The organism is Microvirga sp. GN3 (assembly GCF_055792825.1).
The window spans coordinates 44,820-69,249 of sequence record NZ_JBVVAK010000023.1; the positions used below are offsets into that span (position 1 = coordinate 44,820).

The following is a 24,430-nucleotide window of genomic DNA, read 5'->3' on the forward strand; positions in this document are numbered from 1 at the left end:
AAGTCGCCTGCCAGCGGATGGGCGCTGTGGAATCCGGAGTTTTGAGGAAACGCGGCTCAGGCAGCGGCCGCGAGGCCGGCACGCCGAGACTGAAGCTCGGCCAGAGCCTCCTCGATCTCGATCTTCTGCTGCTCGAGATGACGGATCTGGTCCTCGATCTGGTCGAGCGAGAGCTTGAGATTCATGGCCGCCCCGTTGCCCGAGCGCTCCTCGGCCACCATGGCGCGGATCTCGGTCAGCGTGAAACCGAGCTGCTTGCCCTTGAGGATGACGGAGAGACGCTCGCGGTCGCGGACATCGTAGATGCGCGCCGTCCCATCCCGACGCGGGGCGAGAAGGCCCCGATCCTCATAGAAGCGCAGGGTGCGGAGGGTCACTCCGAACTCGCGTGCGAGATCGCCGATCGTGTAAAATTTCGCGCCCTCTCCGGTGTCACCGGCATGGGTGGCGCCTGCAAGCTGATCCATGGACTGCCCCATCATTTTCTCTTTTGGGTTCAGCGCCCTGAGCACTTCCCCTTCGGTATCGAAATAATAGAACATATGTTTATTAACTTGCAAGGGTGTTGCATAGGCTCCATGCCCCAGAGACGGAGGAATGTGCCGCTTCGCACATAACCAAGGGGAAGATGCCCAATTTCCGGGCACCGCTTGTCTCTAAATCCCCTCTGTTTAACGGGTTTTTTACTACGACGGACAAAAGTTGCGGGTCGGATGAAGGGATTGGGAGCGTCGTGATTCGCCTCTTTCAGGCCTCACACCCGTCAGGCGGGCATCGGCACGGGGCCGTGTCAGCCTTCATGAGTTCACGCGTATCCCCGCGAGCCCCATCATGAGACGACACGTCTTCTCGAGACCCGACGACCTGGACCTCGACGCCCGCGAGCTGATTGCCGCGGCGGCTCGCCGGACCGGCATGAGCCTTGAGGAATGGGTCGCGACCGTGCTCGACGAGACGCAGGAGAGACCAACGCCCCCGCGCCGGAAGACCGGCAGCGATCTCGACAGCCTGATCGCCCGGATGTCTTCCGCGCCCCGTCCGCAACAGAGGCGGGATTATGACGCCCTCATGGCCGCCATAGCGGCCGAGAGCGAACGCCAAGCGCAGGACCAGTCCTCCCGCACAGCGGTTGCGCTCGAATCCATGGCGAGCTGGATCGAGCAGGCCGAAATCCGATTGAACGACGCGGCGCGCGGCTCGGCGGACCAGCAGGACCGGATCGCCGTGGTGCTGTCTCAGGCCCTGTCGTCCCTGAAGGAACGCCTCGACACGGTGGAGCGCCAGGTCGCCTCGGAACGGGCCGCTCCGCCGCGCATCGAATTTCCGATGGAGGAGGCGCTCAAGGCGCTCGCCCCCGTTTCCGAAACGCTCGTCGGCCTGCGGGCCGACATGTCGCGTCTCGCCACCCATCTGGAACAGCCGGCTCCAGGACTTGCACCGGCCGTGGAAACGATCCGCACCGAGATCGAGGGCCTTCGCTCCGGCATCGAAGGCCTGGCAACCCGAGAGGAGATCGCAGCCCTCGATGCCTCTCTCGGCTCGATCGCCAAGGATCTCGAACACGGACCGACGACCAAGGATCTGCGCACCCTCGCAGGCTCCATCACCGTTCTCTACGAACAGATTCAATCTCTTTCGGGAGAGGTGGGCGAAGACCTGTACCGGCGCATCGGCCATGAGATCGATCTCATCAAGCATAAGATCGACGCGGTGGCCAAGACCGGGATCGACCGCTCCGTCGTCGATTTCCTCAGCAGCCAGATCGTCGACATGCGCCAGGATCTGGCACACCGGGCCGAGCCGCAGCAGATCGCCCGGCTCTCCGACGACATCGAGATCCTCGGTCGCCAGGTCTCGGAGCTTCGCCTGCATCAGGTGAGCAAGAGCGACTTCACTGCCTTGAAGACCTCCCTCGATGATGCCTGCTCGGCCCTCTACGTCTCCGCCACGGCGCAGGAAACGAGCAAGATTCCCGAGCAGCTGGAGACCTTAAGCCGACGCATCGAGCTCCTCGCCCGCCGCCCCGAACCGACCCCGGCCGATCTCACCCCGATCGGCGAACAGCTCGCGCTCCTGACCGAGCGTATGGCGAGCCTGTCGGAAAGCCGCACTGAGGGCGGCGAGGCATTGACCGGCACCATCGAGCGCCTGTCCTCGCGGATCGAGGCCGTCGCAGAGCGGGAAGCATCCTCCCATGAGCCCCTGATGCAGCGGTTCGACCGCATCGAGCAGGAGCTGCGCGAGCTCGGCCGGCAGTCCGACACCTCCAGCATGGCGCAGATGCTGCGCTCCATCGACGAGAAACTCGAACGCACGCCGCCTCAACCGGCAGGCTTCGATGCCCTCGAGCGGCAGGTCATGGCCCTGACCAGGCATTTCGAGCAGATGCCCGGAGAAGCTCTGCATACGGCTCTCACCGAGGCGACCGGGCATCTCAAGAACCTTCGGGATGAGGTCATCGGCATTGCCGAACGCGCCGCCCGGACCGCGCTGAACGATATCCGTCCCTCCCTGCCGGATTCGGGAGATCTCGACGCTCTCAAGCATGGCGTTGTCGAACTGAAGGCGATGCATAGCCGGTCCGACAAGAAAACGCAGGAAACCCTGCGGGCCGTTCATGACGCTCTGGAGTCGCTCGCGGTCCGCCTGCCGAAGGAAAGCACGTCGTCCATCACCGGCACGAGCAACGCTGTTCCGCTGCTGCCGGCCGATCCGTTGCCCCCGGCGGACCGTCTCGAAGCGGCTGTGCGCAGACTTCATGCCGCCACCCTGTCGCAGATCGAAGAGGTCGCGCCCCTTGCTTCAGACACGGCCTCTCACGAAGCACCGAAGGTCTCGGTCGTTGAAACGGCTCCGGAATCCGGCCTCGGCACCATGCGTGCCAGCTTCATCGCCGCGGCCAGAAGGGCGGCACAGAGTGCGGCACTGGACCCGGCGCCATCGGCATCCCCGACGCCTCTGACGGAGGCGGAATCTGCGGACGAAGCCGAGCTGCTGGAGGCTGAAGAGCCTATATCGCCTGCCTCGTCCCTGTTCGAGCGCCTGCGCCGGAGCCTCGACAGCCGGCGCCGCCCTCTCCTCCTCGGGCTCGCATTCCTGATCCTGACCGCCGGCACCTACCAGATCCTATCCATCGCGCGGAACCCGCATGATCTGCCTCCGCTGCCTGCCAGCGCGCGACAGGAACCGGCGAAGCCCGGCGAAGAGGCCAGCAACGCTTCTCTGACCGACGAGAAGAACATCTTCCAATCGTCCAGTTTCGCTACGGGATCCATCGCGGCCGATCCGCTGGCGACCGGGCAATTTCTCGTCGATCCCGCGACCATCGACGGCATCCCGACGGATACCCCGGCATCGCTGCAGCACGCGGCTCTCTCCGGCGACGCGATGGCGCTCTACGAGATCGCATCCCGGGCTGCCGAGGGACACGGCATGACAAAGGACGTGAACGCCGCGGCACGTCTGTTCGAGCGCGCCTCCCAGGCCGGTTTCCCTCCGGCCCAGGAACGGCTCGCCCTGATGCACGAAAAGGGAGACGGCGTTCCGCTGGATCTCAAGCAGGCCACGTTCTGGTACGAGCGTGCGGCTCTGGGCGGCAACATTCGTGCCATGCACAACCTCGCCACCCTCCTCGCCTCCGGCAAGAGCGGGAAGCCGGATTACGCCGCGGCCATGCGCTGGTTCGACGAGGCCGCCGAAGCCGGCTTCCGCGAAAGCCAGTTCAACATGGGCATCCTTCTCGCCCGTGGCATCGGAGCGAAGCCCGACCGGGCCAAGGCCTTCCAGTGGTTCTCCCTCGCGGCGAGCCAGGGAGACGCGGAGGCTGCCCAGAAGCGCGACGACCTGGCCGGACGGCTGGGCCCGGCCGAGCTGAAGGCCGCCAAGGCCGCTCTCGAACTCTGGCGCCCGAGGGCTGTCGACCCCATTGCCAACAAGCCGCCGATGACCGCTCAAGGCGGGACAGCCGCTCTGGATCGAACATCGGGCGACCGGAGTTGAAATCGCGCAGGCATTGTCATCTTCCGTTCAGAACATGACCGTTACACCGCCTGCATGATGCTGTAACAACAACGTGGCTGCACCGGCCATTGGGGGAACCGGGTTGCAAATCTATTTGCCGATCGCTGAGATGCCTGTGAGCGTTCTTCTCATTCTGGGGATGGGTGCGGCGGTAGGCTTCATATCCGGACTGTTCGGCATCGGCGGCGGCTTTCTCATGACCCCGCTCCTGATCTTCCTCGGCATTCCCCCGGCCGTCGCGGTGGCGACTCAGTCGGCCCAGATCGTCGCCTCCTCCACCACCAGCGTGCTCGGGGCGCTTCGCCGCAACGCCCTCGACCATAAGCTCGGCGCCATCTTGGTGGCCGGAGGTTTTATCGGCTCGGCGCTCGGCGTCTGGTTCTTCGCGGCCGCGCGGCGGGCCGGCCAGCTCGATCTCGTCATCGTCATCTCCTACGTGACGCTCTTCACCATCGTGGGCAGCCTGATGCTGAAGGAGAGCATCCGGGAATTCTGGAGCCGGCGGAAGGGCGGCGCCGTGCGCCTGCGGCGGCGGGCCGGCGAGCACGCGCCCTATCTCGGCTGGCCTCTGCGCATGCGCTTCTACCGCTCCAAGCTCTATGTCAGCATCATCCCGATCATCGGGCTGTCGCTGTTCATCGGCTTTGCCGGCGCGCTGCTCGGCATCGGCGGCGGCTTCATCGTGGTGCCGACTTTGCTCTACATCTTCCGGGTGCCGACCAACGTGGTCGTGGGCACCTCGCAGTTCCAGATCGTCTGCACCACCCTCGTCGCCCTCATTCTGCATGCGGTGACGAACCAGGCGGTCGATATGGTGCTGGCGATCCTGCTCATCGTCGGCGGTGTGTTCGGCGCTCAGTTCGGCGCGCGGATGGGGCGCCACCTGCGGGCCGAGCTGTTCCGTTTCCTGCTCGCGATCCTGCTGCTGGCGGTGGGCCTGCGCTTTGGGCTCGAACTCGTGCTGGAGCCGAAGGAACCCTTCTCCATCACGACGCAGGAGACGCGCACGTGAGGATCATCAGTGCCCTCCTGATCCTTCTCGGCATGATGGTGTCCGCGCGCGCGGAAACCCTAATCACCTCGCTGTCGAACCACCGGGTTCTGATCAATTCGAACTATACCGGCACGCAGATCGCCGTGTTCGGCGCCATCGAGCGGGATGCGCAGACGATCGCCCGCGCCACGGGCTACGACATCGTCGTCACCGTTCGCGGCCCGCGCCAGTTTCTGACCGTGCGCGAGAGGGAGCGCCTCGGTCCGGTCTGGATCAATCAGTCTCAGCAGAAGTTTCCGGCGGCACCGGCCTATCTGAACGTCCTCAGCTCCCGGCCCATCGATGAGATCACGAGCGACCAGCTGCGCCGGCGCCAGAAGATCGGCCTGAACGCCATCATCAATTCCGCCGATTTCACGAGCCATCGCGACGGCGCAGACCAGCCTTTCCGGGATGCGCTTTATCGGCTCAAAGCCGAGGAAGGCCTCTACCTCCAGGACGAGCGCGGGGTGACCTTCCTGACGCCCGAGATCTTTCGCGCGAGCGTCGCCTTGCCGGCCACCGCCCCGCCGGGCAATTACGATGTGGATGTCACGCTCTTTGCCGACACCGTGATCCTGGCCCGCACGCAAACCCATTTCGAATTGGTCAAGACCGGCTTCGAGGAACAGATCGGCGTCATCGCCCGCGACTGGTCCCTGGCCTACGGTCTCGCAACGGCCGTGATCGCCCTCTTCTCCGGATGGCTCGCCAACACGATCTTCCGGCGGGATTAGGCGAGACGCGCTTTCAGTCGACTGTCATTCCGGGGCCGCGCAGCGGAGCCCGGAATCCATAAACACGACGTGTCAGGGAAGGGCGAGCAGCGCCGTATCTAATTCTGCACTGTCAGCGGATATGGATTCCGGGCTCGCCTTTGGCGCCCCGGAATGACAGTGGCAAGGTCTGAGCCTCAATCCCTACAGAGCATCGCCCGGGCGATGGCGAAGATTCGCTCGGTGCCGATGAGATGCGCCGTGAAGCCCTTCGGGAAGAGCGGCTTGAAGGCGGCATCGCAGGCGTTCAGACCGCCGGCATAGGCGCCGAGCGCCGGCATGACGCAGCGCTTGCCATCGGTGAGGAAGCAGCGCCGCCGCGTGGCGCGTCCGCGCATCACCACCTTGCCGACCGGGTGCAGATGACCCGCGATCTCGGCCTGCTCTCCCGCCATGGGCTCATGGCGCAGGGTGAGCGATCCGAGCGCCATCTCCTCGATCACCTGACCGCCGATGCTCTCCGGCAGGATACGGTCGTGGTTGCCCGTGACCCAGATCCACTCGCGCCCCTTCTGCACATCGGTCAGAGTGGTGCGCTCCTCAGTCCCGAGCCGATCCGGCCCGCCGATATCGTGAAAGCTGTCGCCGAGCGCGATGACGGTCTTCGGGTTGAAGCGGAACACTGCATCGGAAAGGGCGATCAGGGTCTCGCGGGTATCGTAGGGCGGCAGCATCATGCCACGCCGGGCGAAGGACGATCCCTTCTCGAAATGGAGATCGGCCACAAGCAATGTGTCGTGCGCGGGCAGATACATCGCACCCGTCAGGTCGAGAAGCGCCAGCTGCCCGGAAAGCTCGATCTCGTGTGTTGTCTGTTTGTTCTTAACCAAAGCCGTCACGCCAAAGCCTCGTCGAGAAGAGCCGCTTCCGCCTCGGCCAGAATCTCGTCCGCGTTGTCGCTATAGACGCGCTCGCGGCCGATCTCCAGCATGACGGACACGCTTAAGGGAGATACCCGGTCGAGCGGCTTGTGGATGATTCGCCCCCGGATGCGCTCTAGCATCATGCCGAGGCGCCTCACGTCGAGGAGTCCCGTTGCCGCATCCGCCCGGGCGGCCCGCAGGAGCACGTGGTCGGGCTCGTGCTTGCGCAGCACGTCGTAGACGAGATCAGTGGAGATCGTGACCTGACGGCCGGTCTTCTTCTCCCCCGGAAACCGGCGCTCGATGAGCCCCGCGATCACGGCGCATTGGCGAAAGGTGCGCTTCATCAGGGCGGATTCGGCGAGCCAATCCTCGAGATCATCTCCGAGCATGTCCTCGGAGAAAAGGTCGTCCAGGAAGGTCGGATCGCGTGCAGCCCGCGCCGCTATATCGCCCGTGCCATAGACGGCGATGCCGTAATCGTTGGCGACAAACCCGAGAGGCTTCAGCTTCGCCCGCTCCAGGCGTCGGGTCAGCAGCATGCCGAGGGTCTGGTGTGCCAACCTGCCCTCGAAGGGAAAGCAGGTCATGTAGAAGCGATTGCCCCGCGGAAAGGTCTCGACCAGAAGATCGCGCGGCCCCGGCAGGATGGAACGCCGCCGCTGCTGCAGCAGCCATTCGGTCATCTGCGGCGGCAGACGGTCCCACTCGAACGGATCCGCCAGGATCTGGCGCACCCGCGCGGCGAGGAAGGTGGAAAGCGGAAACTTGCCGCCCTCGTAGGACGGGATCATCGGATCGGTGCCGGAGCCTGCGCGCGTGACCAGCACTTCGTCCTCGGAAATGCCTTCGAAGCGCAACACCTCGCCGGCAAACAGAAACGTGTCGCCGGGCGTCAGTGTCTCGGCGAAATACTCCTCGATCTCACCAAGGATGCGTCCGCGCGGCAGCACGGTACCCGGACGCGAGCGCGCTGTCTTGCCGAGCCGCACCTTGATCATGGTGGATTCGACGATGGTGCCGACATTCAACCGGTATTGCTGTGCGATCTTCGCATCGCGCACGCGCCACAGATCATCCTTGCCCTTCACGATCTTGGCAAAGCGTTCGTAGGCACGAAGCGCATAGCCACCGGTGGCGACGAAGGCGACACAGGCCTCGAAATCCTCCCACGTCAGATCGGCATAGGGTGCTGCAGAGCGCACCTCTTCATACAATTCATCGAGCTTGAACGGCTCGGCGCAGGCCATGCCGAGGATGTGCTGGCAGAGCACGTCGAGTGCGCCGATGCGCGCATCCGGCGTATCCTGCGCCGCCTCGTGCACCGCGTCCAGCGCCGCGCGGCATTCGAGAATCTCGAAGCGGTTCGCTGGCACGAGATAGGCCTCCGAGGGCTCGTCCATGCGGTGGTTCGAGCGGCCGATGCGCTGCATGATGCGGGAAGCTCCTTTCGGCGCACCCACATTCACCACGAGATCCACATCGCCCCAATCGATGCCGAGATCGAGCGTCGCGGTGCACACCACCGCCTTCAGTTTTCCCGCCGCCATGGCCTCTTCGACGCGGCGGCGCTGCGATACGTCGAGCGAGCCGTGATGGAGCGCGATGGCGAGGTTATCGTCGTTGAGCTTCCAGAGTTCCTGAAACGTGTATTCCGCCTGCAGCCGTGTGTTGACGAAAACAAGCGTCGTCTTGTGCGTGTGGATGAGATCGTAGATCGCCGGCATCGACAGCGAGGCCGTGTGGCCCGCCAGCGGCAGGCGCTCGTCGATCTCCAGCATCTGGATATCGGGCTGCGCGCCGCCATGAACCACGACGAGATCGGCGAGGGCCGCCACTTCCCTCCCCCCTTGTAGGGAGGGGCTAGGGAGGGGGGTAGTGCGGCCGGGTGGGACAGGCTCCGAGTCAGGCGCTGGCCTACCCTCTCCCCCACACGGGGGGAGGGAATCCGCGTCACGCCGCCCCACCAGATACCGTCTCAAGTCATCCGGCTCGCGCACGGTCGCCGATAGCCCCACCGCGGTCGCCTGCGGGGCGATGGTCAGAAGCCGCGCGAGGCCAAGCGACAGCAGATCACCGCGCTTCGAGGTGACGAGGGAATGCAGCTCGTCCAGCACCACGCGCCGCAGGTCCTTGAAGAACTCCCGCGCCTCCGCATGGGCGAGAAGCAGCGCCAGCTGCTCCGGCGTGGTGAGAAGAATGTCGGGCGGCCGCTCGATCTGCCGGGCGCGCTTGTGCGAGGGCGTGTCGCCGGTGCGCGTCTCGATGCGCACGGGAAGCGCCATCTCCTGCACCGGCGTCTCAAGATTGCGGGCGATATCGGTGGCAAGGGCCTTGAGCGGCGAGATGTAGAGGGTGTGAATCCCTCGCCTGTCCTTGGCCGTGCCCCGGCTCGGCCCCCGCTCCGCCAGTTCCACCAGGCTCGGCAGGAAGCCGGCAAGCGTCTTGCCTGCACCCGTCGGCGCCACGAGCAGCACCGAGCGACCCTGCCGCGCCTTGGCGAGGAGTTCGAGCTGGTGCTCCCGCGGCTCCCAGCCACGGCGCTTGAACCAGTCACGGAAGGATTTGGGGAGAAGGGAGGCGGAGGCTTGCAACATGTGTCCTCAACATAAGGGCCGCCGATACTTTCGCCAGAGACTTCCTTGACGCCCGATACAGCATTACGTTTACTGGGGTGCCGGAGGGACAGCCATGGGCGACGGACTTCGCGCGGCCGGGCACAATGAACTGGAAGAGATCGGCAGGCTCTACCATGCGGTCTGGCACGAGACGCAGGCTCCGCTGCAGCCACCGAGCGTGGCAGCCTTTCGCGACGAAACCTTCTTCATCGAGCGGGTGAAAAACTTTCCCGTACCGCCGCTCGCCGCCTATTCCGAAGACCGGCTTCTGGGCTTCGCCGCCTGGGCGGGAAACACGCTCGGCCAACTCTACATCGCTCCGGACGGGCGAAAGCTTGGCCTCGGCCGTGCCCTGCTTCAGGCGAGCGAACATGCAATCTGGGCGAGCGGCTTCGACCGGGCTCGTCTCCTTTGCCTCGTCGGCAATCGCGATGCCCGCGCCTTCTACGAACGCTGTGGCTGGCGCTATACGGCCGATATCGTCGAAGCTGCGGAGACCTGGAGCGGGCCCGTTTCGGTCGCATGCTGGGAAATGGTGAAGGAGCTTAAGGTGTGAGTGCCGGGGCCTAAACCCCTTGCCATCTCCCTCAAGATCATTTCAGTTCGGCTTAACGCCAACAACGAGAATGAAAAGGCCAACGCCATGCCCGACGATTTCCAATTCCAGAATGCCATCGCGGTTGTCACCGGGGGCACACAAGGATTAGGCGAGGCCATCGCCCGCACCTTCGCCGAGCGTGGTGCCAAGGGCCTCGTGATCTGCGGCCGCAACGCGGAGCGTGGGCATGCGGTGGCGCGTGAGATTTCCGAACAGGGCTGCCACACGGAATTCGTCCAGGCCGATCTCGAAAGCGTCGAGGAAGTGCGCCAGGTGACCGCGCGGGCGGACAACGTGTTCGGGCGCATCGACGCGCTGGTGAACGCCGCCGGTATCACCGATCGCGGCACGATCTTCGACACCAGCCCGGAGCTGTTCGACCGCATGTTCGCGGTCAACGTCCGCGCGCCGTTCTTCCTGATGCAGGAAGCCGCCAAGATCATGCGGCGCGAGAAGATTCAAGGAGCGATGGTCAATATCCTGTCCATGTCGGCCCATGGCGGCCAGCCCTTCATCACCGCCTATAGCGGTTCGAAAGGCGCGCTCGCGACGCTGACCAAGAACGCCGCCTTCAGCCTTATGCCCTGGCGTATCCGCGTGAACGCGCTCAACATCGGCTGGATGAACACGCCGGGCGAGGACCGGATCATGAAGACCTACCACGCGGCCCAGGACGGCTGGCTCGAAAACGCCGTGAAGAATCAGCCCTTCGGCCGCCTGTTGGAGCCGCGCGAAGTGGCCCGTGCCGTCGCGTTCCTGTGCAGTTCGGAATCCGGCATGATGACCGGCTCTGTGATCGATTTCGATCAATCGGTGGCAGGCTGCTACGAGAGCGCGCCGCACCCCTCGACGCCGTCTCAGTACTGATCAGCGCTGCAGCACCACGAGAAGCCCGGGAACCGGTACACCGCGATCCTCCCGGGTCGAGACGCGCTCGACGATCGCCGTCGCAAAGCCGGTGTCGTCCGCGAGCCTGCGCAGATAGAGCTCACTATGGGCGTAACGCGCATCCTCGCCGAGGACGAAACCCTCGCCCTCGTGAGCCTGGACGGTAAAGGCGAAGAGTCCTTCGCGCTTCAATACCCGATGCGCCTCGCGGAAGGCCGCATCGAGCGCCGCCATGTAGACGAACACGTCGGCCGCCACCACGAGATCGGCCTCGCTCGTCCGGTGTCCGCTTAAGAACGCACCGAGTTCGCCTTCGTGAAGGGCATCGTAGAGCTTCGTTTTCTCCGCCTTCTCCAGCATGCGCGGGGAGAGATCGACACCCTCGATGGAGTCACAGAATCCTGCGAGTTCCTGCGCCATCAGCCCGGTGCCGCAGCCGAGATCGAGCGTCAGCGCGAAGCGATAATCCCGGATCCGCTTGGAGCAGGCGCGCCGCAGCGCATCGGCGATCAACTCCGGACCGCGATAGGCGAGGCTCTTGGTCAGGTGCCGGTCGAATTTCGGCGCGTAATCGTCGAACAGCGCTCGCACATAGCCGTCGGTGATCGCCTCGTCGGGCGCGAGCGCGCCGAGCTTCGCAAGATCGAGGCGCACGCCCAGCGCGTCCTCGGGCTCGAGCGCGAGGGCCTGACGGAGCGCGTTCACCGCCTCATCCCGCAACCCCAGTTCGGCCGCCGAGCGCCCCAACATGGCCTGAGCAGGCGCGAAATCCGGAGCAAGCTCGATCACCTGCCGCGCCAGATCGGCGGCGGCCTCGAAATCACCCTCGTCGAAGGCGGCGCGGGCATATTCGTAGCGGCGATCGGCGCGAAAATCGCCGGTGGATCGAACGGTCGTGGTCTGCGGCATGACGTTTGGATGCGGGAGAGAGGAAGGGCTGTCAATGGTGAGCCTTTGGCGTCCCTTCGTCCGCCTCTCCGTCGTCATCCCCGGATTTGTTCCGGGGATCCACGCCTTGAGAACCAATACGCTCACCCTCCCACGTCATCACCGGCCTCGTGCCGGTGATCCCGATGCGGTGGAGCACAGCGCCTCTCCGATCGGATGGCCGGCACGAGGCCGGCCATGACGCGATGAAGGCGAGTGCAATGTTCCCTCTTTGTTCTTGACATCATTCCCAATCTCGGCTATATCATTGCCTCAGATCTGCTCCTGGCGAGGGGCGCGCTCGCGAGGCGTCGCAGTGTGGGAGCAGGCACGGTCCCGTGCACGCACTGAACGCAGGTGCGGGTGACGGGAGGCCCAGGATGTGGGTCGGTGGTCGGGATCGATCGCAGGCCGCCGTCGCGCAGACGGTCACCGCCTGCGGCGGTTGACTGAGCCGGCCTCGCCTGTCCGCCTCAACAAGCCGTGCGCGAAGAGACAGTTCGGCTCTTCCCTTCACCATCAGACATCGAGCCGGGCTGCCCGTCGCGCCACCCTCGATCAACCCTCAGGCTCGCAGCGCAAGCTGCGGGCCCCAGACTGCTGGCTCTTTGACACCCGCGCCCGTCATGGCCGGATGTGATCTGGCCATCTACGTCTTTATCCAAGAGCCGAAGCAGACGGGGATCCCCGGGACTGATCCCCGGATCAAGTCCGGGGACGGGGATGACGCCAGGAGAGCCCTCATCGAGAAACGTCATCCCGGACGAAGCGCAGCGGAGATCCGGGATCGCATGCAGGATAAAGCGCCTATTTCCCTCCCCTTGTGGGGAGGAGTTCCAGCGCTGCGCTCGTCCAACGATTCCGGACCGTGCAGCCGATCCGGGATGACGCTCGGGAACCTGATCAAGGACAGCACACTTCCAATCTGACATCGACCGACCGGACCCTATATCCCCAACCATGGCGCTGCGTTCCACCGACATCCTCACCCAGACCCCGCAAGGGCTCTATTGCCCCCTCGGCGACTTCCACATCGATCCGGTCCGGCCCGTGAAGCGGGCGCTGATCACCCACGGGCATTCGGATCATGCCCGCTCGGGACATCGCTCGGTGCTCGCGACGCGGGAGACCCTGCTCATCATGGCTGTGCGCTATGGGGAGGATTTTGCGGGCTCTCGCCAAGAGGCGCCTTTGCGCGAAAGCATCCGCATCGGCGACGTGACCGTGCGCTTCACGCCCGCGGGCCACGTGCTGGGCTCGGCGCAAATTGCCATCGAGGTCGGCGGCACGCGGGTCGTGGTGTCGGGCGACTACAAGCGCGCGGAGGATCCGACCTGCCTTCCTTATGAGGTCGTGCCCTGCGACGTCTTCATCACCGAGGCGACCTTCGGCCTGCCGGTCTTCCGCCATCCGGACACGCGCCTGGAAGTGCGCAAGCTCCTCGATTCCGTCGAATTGTTTCCCGAGCGCGCCCATATCGTCGGCGCCTATGCGCTCGGCAAGGCGCAGCGCGTCATGGCGCTGCTGCGCGAGGAGGGCTACGACAAGCCGATCTATCTCCACGGAGCCATGGAGCGCCTGACTGAACTCTACAAGTCGGAAGGCATCCCCTTGGGCGAAACACCGAAGGTCGTGGCGGCCGAGCGCTCGAAGCTCGCCGGCGCCATCGTGATCTGCCCACCCTCCTCGATCCAGGACCTGTGGTCCCGCCGCTTCCCCGATCCGGTCACCTGCTTTGCCTCCGGCTGGATGCGGGTGCGGGCTCGCGCCCGGCAGAAAGGTGTCGAACTGCCCCTCGTGATCTCCGACCATTCCGATTGGGACGACCTCTGCCGCACGATCCGGGAGACCGGTGCCGGCGAGGTCTGGGTCACCCACGGCCAGGAGGACGCGCTGGTCCATTGGTGCACGACCCACGGCATCAGGGCGCGACCTCTGCACATGCTGGGCTACGGCGACGAGGAGGCGGAGGAACCGCAAGCCACCGCAGCCGAGGGGAGCGCCGCATGAACCGCTTCGCCGCCCTCCTCGACCGTCTCGGTTACGAGTCGCGCCGCAACGCGAAGCTGCGGCTGCTGACCGATTATTTCCGCCATACCCCGGATCCGGATCGCGGCTATGCGCTCGCCGCCATGACCGGGGCGCTCATGTTCAAGGAGGCCAAGCCCGGCCTGATCCGCGGGCTCGTCGAGGAACGGACGGACCCGGAGCTGTTCCGGATGTCCTATCACTACGTGGGCGATCTGGCCGAAACCGTGGCCCTGATCTGGCCTTCGCCGGGGCATGAGAGTGTGGTTCCTACCTCGGACATTCCGGCCATCGGTCACAACAACCCGCCGCCTCATGTCCCGACCCTCACCGAGGTCATCGAGACTCTCGCCACCACGGGCAAGAGCGACCTGCCCGCGCGGGTTGCTGTGTGGATGGACGCGCTGGACGAGACCGGACGCTGGGCGCTGATCAAGCTCATCACGCGGGAACTGCGCGTCGGCGTCTCAGCGCGGCTTGCCAAGACGGCGGTCGCTCAGCTTGGGCAGGTCGAGCCCGATGAGGTCGAGCTGATCTGGCATGGGTTGGAAGCGCCTTACGAAGACCTTTTCGCCTGGGTCGAAGGCAAGGGGCCGAAGCCCGAATCCGGCAATCCCGCCCCCTTTCGCCCGCCCATGCTCTCGCACCCGCTGGAGGATGAGGATTTTGGAAAGCTCGATGCCGGCGAGTTCCAGGCGGAATGGAAATGGGACGGCATCCGCCTTCAGGCGGCTTGCGGCCACGGCAGCGACGGGCGCCCGGTGCGGCGGATCTATTCCCGCACCGGCGAGGACGTGTCCCGCGCCTTTCCCGATCTGGTCGAAGCGCTGAATTTCGAGGGCGCCATCGACGGCGAATTGCTGATCGTCCGCGAGGGCCGGGTTCAGAGCTTCAACGTGCTTCAGCAGCGCCTGAACCGGAAGGCTGTGACGCCGAAGCTCATCGCCGAGTTTCCGGCTCACTTAAGGGTCTACGACATCCTGTTCGAGGGTGAGGAGGATCTGCGCGCCCTCCCCTTCGCCGAGCGGCGCCAGCGCCTGGAGGCTCTCGTCGCCCGCATCGACGACCCGCGCATCGACCTCTCGCCCATGGTGCCCTTCTCGTCCTGGGACGATCTCGCCGCCGCCCGCGCCGACCCGGCCTCCGTCGGCGCCGGCCCCGATGCGGATGCCATCGAGGGCTGCATGGTGAAGCGGGCGAACAGCCCCTACCTCCCTGGCCGCCCCAAGGGCTACTGGTACAAGTGGAAGCGTGACCCTTATCTCGTCGACGCCGTGATGATGTACGGCCAGCGCGGCCACGGGAAGCGCTCGTCCTACTATTCCGACTACACCTTCGGCGTCTGGCGCAACGGCCCCGGCGGCGAGGAGCTGGTGCCGGTCGGCAAGGCCTATCATGGCTTCACCGACGAAGAGCTGCTCAAGCTCGACCGCTATGTCCGCAATCACACGGTCAACCGCTTCGGCCCAGTGCGGGAGGTGGAATACGGCAAGGACCGGGGCCTCGTGCTGGAGGTGGCCTTCGAGGGGCTGCAGCGCTCGACCCGGCACAAATCCGGCGTCGCCATGCGCTTCCCCCGCATCAACCGCATCCGCTGGGACAAGCCCGCAGCGGAAGCGGACCGGATCGAGACCCTGGAGAAGATCCTGGAGCGGGGCGAGGAGGAGGTCTATCCGCTGCAGGACAAGGAAGCGAAGAGGCAGAAGGGATGAGGATCGAAACTCTCTCCGCAGGCGAGGTGACACGGCAGGCCAACGGCCGACTGAGTGTCGACACGCGGGGTCAGGGCTTGACCGAGATCACGGATGCGGTGGCGCATTGGGTCTCCGGCACCGGCATCCGGCACGGCCTGCTGACCATCTTCTGTCGCCACACCTCGGCCTCGCTCCTGATCCAGGAGAATGCCGATCCGGATGTCCGCCGGGATCTGCTGACCGCCTTCGACCGCCTGGCGCCCCGGAACGCGGGCTATGTCCACTCGGCGGAAGGGGCGGACGACATGCCGGTCCATATCCGGACCGTGCTCTCGGGTGTTTCCTTGAGCATTCCGGTTGTGGAGAACCGGATGGCCCTCGGAACCTGGCAGGGAATATACTTGGCGGAGCACCGGGATCGGCCTCATCGGCGGGACCTTATTTTTCACCTGATCGGGGCGTAATCCACATGATGGGATGTGACGCCTCCGTACTTTCCCCTAGAATAGCCAAGGTCTTCGATTGCCGCCTTGCTATTTCATCGGGGATGCGGCTAAGGCTCAAGCAAGCGTCTCGTGGGAGAAGGCACACGTGCAAAGTCAAACCACCACGATCATCATTGCCGATGACCATCCGTTGTTTCGCGGAGCATTAAGGCAGGCCGTCGCCTCCACCATGCCGCAGGCCCGGGTGGTCGAGGCGAGCGGCATGGATGACTTGAACGCCACGCTGACTCAGGAACGTGACGTCGACCTGATCCTGCTCGACCTGACGATGCCGGGCGTTCAGGGCTTTTCCGGCCTGATGTCACTTCGAGCCCAATATCCCGAACTGCCCGTCGTGATCGTGTCCGCCACGGAAGAGCCCACCGTGATCCGCCGGGCCATGGATTTCGGCGCCTCCGGCTTCATCCCGAAATCCATCGACACCGACAGCATCGGCGGCGCCATCCAGGCAGTTTTGGCCGGCGATACCTGGACCCCGCCGGATGTGGACCTCTCCGCCGCCGAGGATGCGGAGACGGCCGATCTCGTGCGCCGCCTCGGGACCCTGACTCCACAGCAGGTGCGCGTCCTGACCATGCTGTCCGAGGGCCTGCTCAACAAGCAGATCGCCTACGAGCTCGGCGTCTCGGAAGCCACCGTGAAGGCTCACGTCTCGGCCATCCTCGACAAGCTCGGCGTCGACAGCCGCACCCAGGCGGTCATCGCGGCGTCGAAGATCGGCGTAACCCAGCGCCCCTCCCCGGCCGGGGCCGACTAAAGCTTCTCGATAAATCCGTCGATCCGCGACAGCGCCTGTTCGCTCATGGCGCTGTCGAAGCGGATGAACACGTGGCAGCCGCCCGGCCAGATGGCGAGATCGGCCTTGTTGCCGGCCTCCACCCAGCGCGACGCCATGAAGAGCGTGTCGTCGAGAAGCATATCCTTGGTGCCCACCGAAAACAGGGCCGGCGGCAGGCCTTTCAGATCAGCATAAAGGGGCGAGATGTCGGGATCGCGACGGTCGGGGACATGACCGCAGAAATGGTCGGCGAAGACCTTCACGTCATTCGTGTTGAGGATCAGCCGCTCGGTGCCCCAATGCCGGACGCTCGGCGTCAAAGATAAATCATAACAACCGGCGAACAGGTTAGCACCTCGGAACGACTTCAGGCCATGCCTGTCCCGCAGGCGCAGGATCGTCACCGCCGAGAGGTGGGCGCCCGCCGACTCGCCCCCGATGAACAGGCGCGAGGTGCCGAACCGGCTCTCCATCTCGCGAATGACCCAGAGGGCCGCCGCCTCGCAATCGTCGGGCGCGGCCGGATAGGGATTCTCAGGTGCAAGGCGGTATTCGACGGACACGACCGCCAGCCCGCAGCGCTCCGCCAGGCGGTCGAGCCAGGGATCCTGCTCGTCCGCCGTGCCCCAGGTCCAGCCGCCGCCATGGATGTGGAAATAGACGCCGCGCGGGTCGTCCGGGACGATGATGCGCAGAGGAATCGGACCGGCCGGGGCATCGACGGTGATCGTCCGGGCTTTGCCGCTCACCGGCATCAGGGGAAAAGGCCCCAGCCCCTGGCGCCGCCGCTCCCGCACGAGCGCCGGAGGCACCGACATCGGGTCTGGCAGAGCGGCGAGCTTTGCCACGATCTCGGCGTTCTGGGCACGGATCTCATCGCTGATGGCGGAGGGGTCGAAAAGGGCTGGATCGATCATGCGAAGCTCGGATTGGGTTGCGTTCATCGCCGGCCCTTGCGATGAAGCACACGCGAACACCCAGGTCTAGTTAAGCTTTCTGACGAGATGAGGACATGTCCAACCTGAACCGTTTTCTCGGCGGCTCCCCCGGCTCCGTGCTGGTGAAGCTGATTTTCCTGTCTCTGCTCGTCGGCGCCTTCATGGCCTTCCTCGACATCACGCCCATCGGGCTGATCGAGGGCCTGTTCAACTGGATCAGCTCCGTCCTCGATCTCAGCCTTGAGACGGTACAGGAGGTTGGCCTGTGGGTCCTCTACGGAGCGATTATCGTCGTCCCGCTCTGGCTCATTTCCCGCCTGTTCAGCAACCGGCGCTGAGACTTTCGAGGCTGATCATGGACGGCTCCCCGACCGCTCAGCGGCTGGACATTTCCCATCGTCGCATGCTGGCCCTTGCGCTGCCGATGACCCTGTCGCATGTGACGACGCCCCTCTTGGGCCTCGTCGATGCGACGGTGATCGGGCGGCTCGGCGAGGCGCATCTGCTCGGCGCGGTGGCGCTGGGGGCCGTGATCTTCGACTTCGTGTTCTGGAGCTTCGGTTCCTTACGCATGGCAACCGCCGGCCTGACCGCCCAGGCGACCGGCGCCGGCAACCGGCACGAGGTCGACCTGACGCTCGCTCGCGCTTTCCTGGTGGCGGGAGTTATCGGCCTCCTGCTGATCCTGCTGCAATGGCCCATTGCCGCAGTCGCGTTTCCCATGGCAGGCGCGAGCCAGGCGGTGACAGAGGCGCTTTCGACCTATTTCTTCATCCGCATCTGGGCCGCACCGTTCACCCTGGCAAATTACGTGATCCTGGGCTCCACCCTCGGGCGCGGCCGAACGGATCTCGGTTTGCTGCTGCAGGTGGCAATCAATGTGGCCAATATCATTTTCACGATGGCGCTGGTGCTCGGCTTCGGTCTCGGCATCGCCGGTGCTGCTATCGGCACGGCTTTGGCGGAAGTGCTGGGCGTCGGACTCGGCATCGTGGTCCTGCGCCGTCTCGGCTCCAATCCGCTCGCCGTCACATGGCATGAGGTCCTGAACCGGGCGGCGATGCTGCAGACGCTCGCCATGAACCGGGACATCATGATCCGCAACGTCGCGCTGATCCTCGCCTTCGCGACCTTCAGCGCGCTTGGCGCGCGCTCGGGCGATGTCACGCTCGCGGCGAATGCAGTGCTCTACAACATGTTCCTGATCGGCGGCTACTTCCTCGACGGCTTCGCCACCGCCGCCGAGACCCTGTGCGGCCAGAGCATCGGCGCTCGGGACGAGCGCGGCTTCCGGCGCGCCATTCAACTGAGTCTGGGATGGAGCCTCGGCTTCGGTCTTGCCGTTTCAGCCATCTTCCTGATCGGCGGCGGTCTCTTCATCGACTTCGTGTCGACAAACCCGGACGTGCGGTCCTATGCACGAGAGTACTTGGTTTTCGCGGCTCTGACGCCATTCGTCGGCGCTGCCGCCTTCGCCTTCGACGGCATCTACACAGGAGCAACCTGGACCCGATCCATGCGCGATCTCATGGTGATCGCCTTTGCGATCTACGGTGCCATTCTTCTGGTCGCGGGCAATCTCGGCAACACGGCCCTCTGGATCGCCCTCCTGACCTTCCTGAGTGCGCGAGGTCTTGGTCAGTTCATCCTTTATCCGCGGCTGGCGAAGAAGACCTTCGCCAGCATGTCCGGAACATAGAGATCCTTAGAATCGGCCCTGCGCAATCGCCGATGCATCTCTACCGACTGCTTGCACCAGTGACGTCTTTTCGTGCGCCAGTATATGCAGCAACCCGCTCTTGATCTCACCGATGAGACTGGGGCCCTTGTAGACCATGGCCGAGTAGAGCTGCACCAAGCTCGCTCCTGCCCGAATCTTCGCCCAGGCGGTTTGCGCAGAATCGACGCCGCCGACACCGATGAGCGGTATCTTGCGCTCGACGCGCAAGAATGCCTCGGCAAGAAGCCTGGTGGACGGCATGAACAAAGGCTTGCCTGACAGGCCACCCGTTTCAGAGGCGAGCGCTTTTTCCTTCAGGCTGTCGGGCCGGGCAATGGTGGTGTTGGAAACGGTCAGCCCGTCGATGCCGCGCCGGAGGGCGGTGGCGACGATCGCATCGAGCGCATCGAGCGAAATATCGGGCGCGATCTTCAACAGAACGATCGTTTTCTTTCGTCCCTGATCCGCCTTGTCGCGCGCCTCCATGCTGCGGGCGAGAAGATCGTCGAGAAACGCCTCGCCCTGCAGGTCGCGCAACCCAGGCGTGTTGGGCGAGGATACGTTGATCGTCAGGAAATCGGCCAACCCGCACAGGCGCTCGATACACAGAACATAATCGGCGATGCGATCCGTCGAATCCTTGTTCGCGCCGATATTGACGCCGACGATGCCCGGACGTCCGCGACGGCTTGCGAGCCGCCGGCGCGCCGCATCGAGCCCCTCGCTGTTGAGGCCGAACCGGTTGATCACGGCCTCATCCTGCGGCAACCGAAAGACCCGCGGCCGCGGATTGCCCTCTTGCGGCTTCGGCACCACGCCGCCGAGTTCGACGAAGCCGAAACCGAGACCGAGAAGCTGGTCGGGTACTTCGCATTGCTTGTCGAAGCCTGCGGCAAGCCCGACGGGATTGGGAAAGTGCCGTTCCAGCACGTTGACCGACAGGCGCGCATCGTCCGCGGGCGCGGGCGATATGGGCATCAGCGACAATCCACGGATCGTCAGTTGGTGCGCGGTCTCCGCGTCGAGCGCATGGAGAGCAGGTTTAGCCAGGGAAAAGAGAGCGCCGATCATCGGGGAAGATCCGGAAAAATGTGCTGGCCATCCGCGCCGAGAGGCAGCGGCTTCACCCAGCGGACGGCAGAGAGGGACAGCGGAGCATAGAGATGCGGGAATAGGTCACCGCCGCGGGAGGGTTCGTAGCGAAGGGCTTGGCCCAGCGAATCGCCATCGATGGCGATCAGCAGCAGATTGTCCTGCCCGGAAAAGTGCTTCTTGGCCGTCTCGCGGACCTGTTTTGCCGTTGAAAAATGGATGTACCCATCCTGGATATCGACGGGTGCTCCTTCGAAGGATCCAGCTTTTTCAGCCTCCTGCCAAAGAAAAGCGGGACAGATTTTATAAATAATGTGCATGAAGTCTTCGCTAGCCTTGCGTCACATCAGGAGCAACCCAAATTAGACATATTGTCTCAATAGTCTGTTGGTAGTTGTCTCAGGTTTCGAGTACACTTAATTCCTAATTATAGGTTCGCTTTCATTTATTTCGCTCCTAGCGAAGGTTAGTCCAATGTTATCTCACGAGCGCGTGTGGGCTGCTATTGATGCGTTGGCATCACGTCATGGCATGACCGCATCAGGACTGGCTCGCAAGGCTGGTCTCGACGCGACCAGCTTCAATAAATCGAAGCGCGTGAGTCCCGAAGGCAGAGAGCGTTGGCCCTCCACGGAGTCCATCTCGAAAATCCTGAAAGCCACCGGCGCGACCCTGGAAGATTTCCTCCGCCTCGTCGAACCCTCAGGCTCTTTACGCCGATCCATGATCCCGCTGATCGGCATGGAAGAAGCAGCAACCGGCAAGATCTTCAACGAAGAAGGCATGCCGAGCGAAGGCCCGGGCTGGGACGAGATCGAGTTCCCCGATTTCGGGCAGGAGAAGGTCTTCGCCCTCGAGGTTACGGGCGACGGCCTGACGCCCCTCTATCGTGACGGCGACATCCTCATCGTCTCGCCGACCGCCAGCACCCGCAAGGGTGACCGGATCGTCGTATGCACGACCGATGGGAAGATCCTGGCCAAGGAGCTCAAGCGCCGATCGGCCAAGACCCTGGAGATGACGTCCCTCGCCAAGGACCAGGAAGACCAAGTGATCCCGGCGGAAGAGATTTCCTGGGCCGCCCGGATCATGTGGGCACGGCAGTAAGCGCGGTTAAGCCGCGCGGCCGGCTTCGCGCTCCTTCAAGAATGTCTCGTGGTCGCGCACCAGATCGCCGTTGAGCGCTTTTTCGATCAGCGCACGCGTCTCCTTCACGCCATAGAGAGCCACGAACGAGCCGAAGCGCGGGCCGCGGGGCTCACCCAGAAGCACCTGATAGATCGTGTTGAACCACTCGATGGATACGCCCGGGCGCTCGGGCGTCGCGCCCTTGGCCTTGAGATCCTGATAGCGCGGCTCGGCCCGGCCCACATTGTAGATCTCTTCCTGGATCGCCTCCGCGGTCGCGGGCCGCTCTCCGGTCTCGAAGGAGCCGAGCACTTCCTCAAGCCGGCGTAGAGAAGCCGCCTCGACCTCGTCCGCCAGACGATAGGCCTTCTGCGGCTTCACGAAGTCCTCGAAATAGCGACCGGCGCGCTTTACCAGGCTGTCGAGGCGCGGATGGGTTTCCGGCGAGACGCCCGGTGCATAGCGGCGGATGAACCCCCACAGCACGTTGGGATCCTCGGAATTCGCCACGGCCACCAGGTTGAGCAGCATGGAGAAGGAAATCGTCGTGCCAGGCTGGTTGGCGCCGCCGGAGGCGACCAGCTCGGGAGCCGGCGGCTCGCCCGCGTGGAGATGCCAGACCGGATTCATCAAACGCGCCTTGGCATCCTGCGCCGGATATTTCTCCAGGAAGGTCAGATAATCGTCCACCTGCCGCGGGATGACGTCGAAGTAGAGCTTCTTGGCCTCACGCGGCTTGTTGAACATGAACAGCCGCAGGCTGTCCGGCGTGCCATAGGTCAGCCACTCGTCGATGGTCAGTCCATTGCCCTTCGACTTGGAGATCTTCTGGCCCTTATCGTCCAGGAAGAGCTCGTAGTTGAACCCATCCGGCGGCAGGCCGCCGAGCGCCTTGGCGATCTCACCCGAGAGCTTCACGCTGTCGATCAGGTCCTTGCCGGCCATCTCATAATCGACGCCGAGCGCCACCCAGCGCATGGCCCAGTCAGGCTTCCATTGCAGCTTGGCATGACCGCCCGTCACCGGCGTCTCAAAGCGCTCGCCGGTATCGGGATCGCGCCAGACGATGGTGCCGGCGTCGAGTTTCCGCTCGTCGATCGGCACCTGCATGACGATGCCGGTCTTCGGATGAACCGGCAGGAAGGGCGAATAGGATTGCTGACGCTCCTCGCGCAGCGAGGGCAGCATGATCGCCATCACGGCATCGTAGCGCTCGAGCACCGTGAGCAGAGTCTTGTCGAAGCGCCCCGCCTTGTAGCACTCGGTCGCGGACATGAATTCGTAGTCGAAGCCGAAGGCATCGAGGAATTCGCGCAGGCGTGCATTGTTGTGATGCGCAAAGCTCTCATGGGTGCCAAACGGGTCTGGCACCTGGGTCAGGGGCATGCCAAGAGCAGAGGCCACGAGTTCCTTGTTCGGGATGTTGTCCGGCACCTTGCGCAGGCCATCCATGTCGTCCGAGAAGGCGATGAGGCGGGTCGGAATGGTATCGCCGGTCAGTACCCGGAAGGCATGGCGCACCATGCTGGTGCGGGCCACCTCACCAAAGGTGCCGATATGCGGCAGTCCCGAGGGACCATAGCCCGTCTCGAACAAAGCCTCTTTCTTTCCCGTCCGTTTGAGCCGCTCGACGAGCTTGCGCGCCTCCTCGAAAGGCCAGGCATTGGCGGTCTGGGCGGCTTCAATCAGGGCAGGATCGAGGGTCAGGGGTCGGGACATGGGCCTAGTGCTTGCAGGAAAATGCTTCCAGAAGCGCGGCACACTAGAGCATCGAACCCAAAAGTGGAATGCACTTTTGGGATCCATTCGATGCTCCACTTTTTGAAGAGCGCATCGTCCGGAGCGGAAAACCGGAGCCACTTTTCCGTACGATGCGCGGGACGAGACCCGTTAGGGTCAATGCGGTAAACCTGTCTGGTCCGAGGTAAAGGGACGCCTAGAATGGGCTGATCGGGAAGAAGCGCAGATAAAGCTCCGCGTATTTTCCTTCCTTCCAAAGCTGCTGCAGGGCGAAATCCAGGGCCCGGCGCAGAGCATCGTCATCGGTGCGGGTGATAAAGCCGATCCCCTCACCGAAAAAGCGGCTCTCCAGATAAGGACCACCGGAAAAGTCGCAGCACCCGCCAGCCTCCTCTCCCCCTATCCAGAGAGCAAAACCCAGACCATCGGCAAACAGGTAGTCGACCTCGCCTGCCTTAAGGGCAGCCTGAGCCGCGGCTGCCTCCGGATAGGGCTTGAGGGTACTGCCCGCCATGAAGGCCTTCGCGAAGGCCTCATGGGCCGTGCCGCCGACGACACCGATGGTCTTGCCCTGAAGCGTCTTGGCGTCGGGAGCCGGCTGATTGCGGTCCCTGCGCACGACAAAGCGCGCCGGAATCTTGAAATACGGGGACGTGACGGCGAAGCGCCGCCTCAAATCCGAATTTACGGGAATGGCTGCAGCCACCACATCGCCCTGCCGTTCATTCAGAGCATCGAGCAGCATGTCGAAGCGGCGGACCTGAATAGTACAGGTGAGGCCCAGGCGCTCGCAGGCGGCGCGGGCAAGCTCTACCGAAAATCCGGTTGGGCTGCCATCGAGACCCGGGAAATGAAGCGGTGGGAAATCATCGTCGACGAGAAAGCGGATCGTGCGGGTCGTCGGCAGGTCCAGCCGCTCAAGCTGCGTTCTTGGATCCCAGAAGTTCGGGATGTTCACGGCCTGAGCTTGAGCGAGGCTCGACGCCAAAAGCAGCGACAAGGCGGCCCCGATGAACCGGGAGGGCTTGATCTTCGATGGGAAGCGCGCGACCAATGTAACGATATCTCGAACCATAAACCGAT

21 protein-coding genes are annotated in these 24,430 nt (G+C 64.1%); 12 read left to right on the forward strand and 9 right to left on the reverse strand.

Annotated features, from left to right (window positions below; genetic code table 11):
• Positions 1 to 56 precede the first annotated feature (56 nt).
• A complete protein-coding gene (locus ACS5Q1_RS13575) occupies positions 57 to 467 on the reverse strand; it encodes a MerR family transcriptional regulator (protein WP_473098691.1) in 411 nt (136 codons plus the stop codon).
• A 364-nt stretch (positions 468 to 831) separates the two neighbouring features.
• Between ACS5Q1_RS13575 and ACS5Q1_RS13580 the strand changes: the two genes are divergently transcribed.
• The 3 genes from ACS5Q1_RS13580 to ACS5Q1_RS13590 all read left to right on the forward strand — a co-directional run bounded on the left by ACS5Q1_RS13580 (position 832) and on the right by ACS5Q1_RS13590 (position 5,790).
• Positions 832 to 3,999, forward strand: a complete 3,168-nt coding sequence (locus ACS5Q1_RS13580) for a hypothetical protein (protein WP_473098692.1) — start codon at positions 832 to 834, stop codon at positions 3,997 to 3,999.
• 103 nt (positions 4,000 to 4,102) lie between these two features.
• Entirely contained in the window at positions 4,103 to 5,032 is a 930-nt protein-coding gene (locus ACS5Q1_RS13585) for a sulfite exporter TauE/SafE family protein (RefSeq protein ID WP_473098693.1), read from the forward strand.
• On the forward strand, positions 5,029 to 5,790 hold the full coding sequence (locus ACS5Q1_RS13590) for a TIGR02186 family protein (RefSeq protein WP_203441019.1): 762 nt from the start codon (positions 5,029 to 5,031) through the stop codon (positions 5,788 to 5,790). The genes ACS5Q1_RS13585 and ACS5Q1_RS13590 overlap by 4 nt, the downstream gene beginning before the upstream one ends.
• Positions 5,791 to 5,966: 176 nt before the next feature.
• Here the strand turns inward: ACS5Q1_RS13590 and pdeM are convergent, their stop codons facing one another.
• Both pdeM and ACS5Q1_RS13600 read right to left on the reverse strand, forming a co-directional pair.
• Positions 5,967 to 6,668, reverse strand: a complete 702-nt coding sequence (pdeM, locus tag ACS5Q1_RS13595) for a ligase-associated DNA damage response endonuclease PdeM (protein WP_203441020.1) — start codon at positions 6,666 to 6,668, stop codon at positions 5,967 to 5,969.
• Positions 6,665 to 9,289 carry a ligase-associated DNA damage response DEXH box helicase gene (locus tag ACS5Q1_RS13600; RefSeq protein ID WP_473098694.1) on the reverse strand — a complete coding sequence of 875 codons (2,625 nt, stop codon included), beginning with the start codon at positions 9,287 to 9,289 and terminating at the stop codon, positions 6,665 to 6,667. Before ACS5Q1_RS13600 ends, pdeM begins: the two co-directional genes overlap by 4 nt.
• Positions 9,290 to 9,383: 94 nt before the next feature.
• Between ACS5Q1_RS13600 and ACS5Q1_RS13605 the strand changes: the two genes are divergently transcribed.
• On the forward strand, positions 9,384 to 9,866 hold the full coding sequence (locus tag ACS5Q1_RS13605) for a GNAT family N-acetyltransferase (RefSeq protein WP_473098695.1): 483 nt from the start codon (positions 9,384 to 9,386) through the stop codon (positions 9,864 to 9,866).
• An 87-nt stretch (positions 9,867 to 9,953) separates the two neighbouring features.
• A complete protein-coding gene (locus ACS5Q1_RS13610; RefSeq protein ID WP_473098723.1) occupies positions 9,954 to 10,775 on the forward strand; it encodes an SDR family oxidoreductase in 822 nt (273 codons plus the stop codon).
• Here ACS5Q1_RS13610 and ACS5Q1_RS13615 read toward each other — a convergent pair whose 3' ends face one another.
• The gene (locus ACS5Q1_RS13615) at positions 10,776 to 11,705 is read right to left on the reverse strand and encodes a class I SAM-dependent DNA methyltransferase (RefSeq protein ID WP_473098696.1); all 930 of its coding nucleotides are present in this window, start codon (positions 11,703 to 11,705) and stop codon (positions 10,776 to 10,778) included.
• Between the two features lie 978 nt (positions 11,706 to 12,683).
• Between ACS5Q1_RS13615 and ACS5Q1_RS13620 the strand changes: the two genes are divergently transcribed.
• The 4 genes from ACS5Q1_RS13620 (at position 12,684) to ACS5Q1_RS13635 (ending at position 16,708) form a co-directional block, all read left to right on the forward strand.
• Positions 12,684 to 13,733, forward strand: a complete 1,050-nt coding sequence (locus ACS5Q1_RS13620; protein WP_473098697.1) for a ligase-associated DNA damage response exonuclease — start codon at positions 12,684 to 12,686, stop codon at positions 13,731 to 13,733.
• Positions 13,730 to 15,463: a cisplatin damage response ATP-dependent DNA ligase gene (locus tag ACS5Q1_RS13625; RefSeq protein WP_473098698.1), complete on the forward strand. Its 1,734-nt coding sequence runs from the start codon at positions 13,730 to 13,732 to the stop codon at positions 15,461 to 15,463. The genes ACS5Q1_RS13620 and ACS5Q1_RS13625 overlap by 4 nt, the downstream gene beginning before the upstream one ends.
• Entirely contained in the window at positions 15,460 to 15,909 is a 450-nt protein-coding gene (locus tag ACS5Q1_RS13630; RefSeq protein ID WP_473098699.1) for a secondary thiamine-phosphate synthase enzyme YjbQ, read from the forward strand. Before ACS5Q1_RS13625 ends, ACS5Q1_RS13630 begins: the two co-directional genes overlap by 4 nt.
• Before the next feature lie 127 nt (positions 15,910 to 16,036).
• Positions 16,037 to 16,708, forward strand: coding sequence for a response regulator (locus tag ACS5Q1_RS13635; protein ID WP_473098700.1), 672 nt, complete (start codon positions 16,037 to 16,039; stop codon positions 16,706 to 16,708).
• On the opposite strand, the gene ACS5Q1_RS13640 is transcribed toward ACS5Q1_RS13635, so the two are convergent.
• Complete coding sequence (locus ACS5Q1_RS13640; RefSeq protein ID WP_473098724.1) at positions 16,705 to 17,646, reverse strand: alpha/beta hydrolase; 942 nt, start codon at positions 17,644 to 17,646, stop codon at positions 16,705 to 16,707. The two genes, ACS5Q1_RS13635 and ACS5Q1_RS13640, sit on opposite strands and share 4 nt — an antisense overlap.
• 95 nt (positions 17,647 to 17,741) lie before the next feature.
• Here ACS5Q1_RS13640 and ACS5Q1_RS13645 point away from each other — a divergent pair, with 95 nt between their 5' ends.
• Complete coding sequence (locus tag ACS5Q1_RS13645) at positions 17,742 to 18,005, forward strand: DUF6460 domain-containing protein (RefSeq protein WP_473098701.1); 264 nt, start codon at positions 17,742 to 17,744, stop codon at positions 18,003 to 18,005.
• A gap of 17 nt (positions 18,006 to 18,022) precedes the next feature.
• Entirely contained in the window at positions 18,023 to 19,366 is a 1,344-nt protein-coding gene (locus tag ACS5Q1_RS13650; protein ID WP_473098702.1) for an MATE family efflux transporter, read from the forward strand.
• 6 nt (positions 19,367 to 19,372) lie between these two features.
• Here ACS5Q1_RS13650 and ACS5Q1_RS13655 read toward each other — a convergent pair whose 3' ends face one another.
• Together ACS5Q1_RS13655 and ACS5Q1_RS13660 are read right to left on the reverse strand one after the other, a co-directional pair.
• Positions 19,373 to 20,458 carry a quinone-dependent dihydroorotate dehydrogenase gene (locus ACS5Q1_RS13655; protein ID WP_473098703.1) on the reverse strand — a complete coding sequence of 362 codons (1,086 nt, stop codon included), beginning with the start codon at positions 20,456 to 20,458 and terminating at the stop codon, positions 19,373 to 19,375.
• Positions 20,455 to 20,799, reverse strand: a complete 345-nt coding sequence (locus tag ACS5Q1_RS13660) for a DUF952 domain-containing protein (protein WP_473098704.1) — start codon at positions 20,797 to 20,799, stop codon at positions 20,455 to 20,457. Before ACS5Q1_RS13660 ends, ACS5Q1_RS13655 begins: the two co-directional genes overlap by 4 nt.
• Before the next feature lie 154 nt (positions 20,800 to 20,953).
• On the opposite strand from ACS5Q1_RS13660, the gene ACS5Q1_RS13665 reads away from it, so the two are divergent.
• Entirely contained in the window at positions 20,954 to 21,586 is a 633-nt protein-coding gene (locus ACS5Q1_RS13665) for a S24 family peptidase (RefSeq protein ID WP_473098705.1), read from the forward strand.
• A 6-nt stretch (positions 21,587 to 21,592) separates the two neighbouring features.
• Here ACS5Q1_RS13665 and ACS5Q1_RS13670 read toward each other — a convergent pair whose 3' ends face one another.
• Together ACS5Q1_RS13670 and ACS5Q1_RS13675 are read right to left on the reverse strand one after the other, a co-directional pair.
• Positions 21,593 to 23,326, reverse strand: a complete 1,734-nt coding sequence (locus tag ACS5Q1_RS13670) for a lysine--tRNA ligase (RefSeq protein ID WP_473098706.1) — start codon at positions 23,324 to 23,326, stop codon at positions 21,593 to 21,595.
• A 217-nt stretch (positions 23,327 to 23,543) separates the two neighbouring features.
• Entirely contained in the window at positions 23,544 to 24,422 is an 879-nt protein-coding gene (locus ACS5Q1_RS13675) for a transporter substrate-binding domain-containing protein (RefSeq protein ID WP_473098707.1), read from the reverse strand.
• Between the last annotated feature and the right edge of the window lie 8 nt (positions 24,423 to 24,430).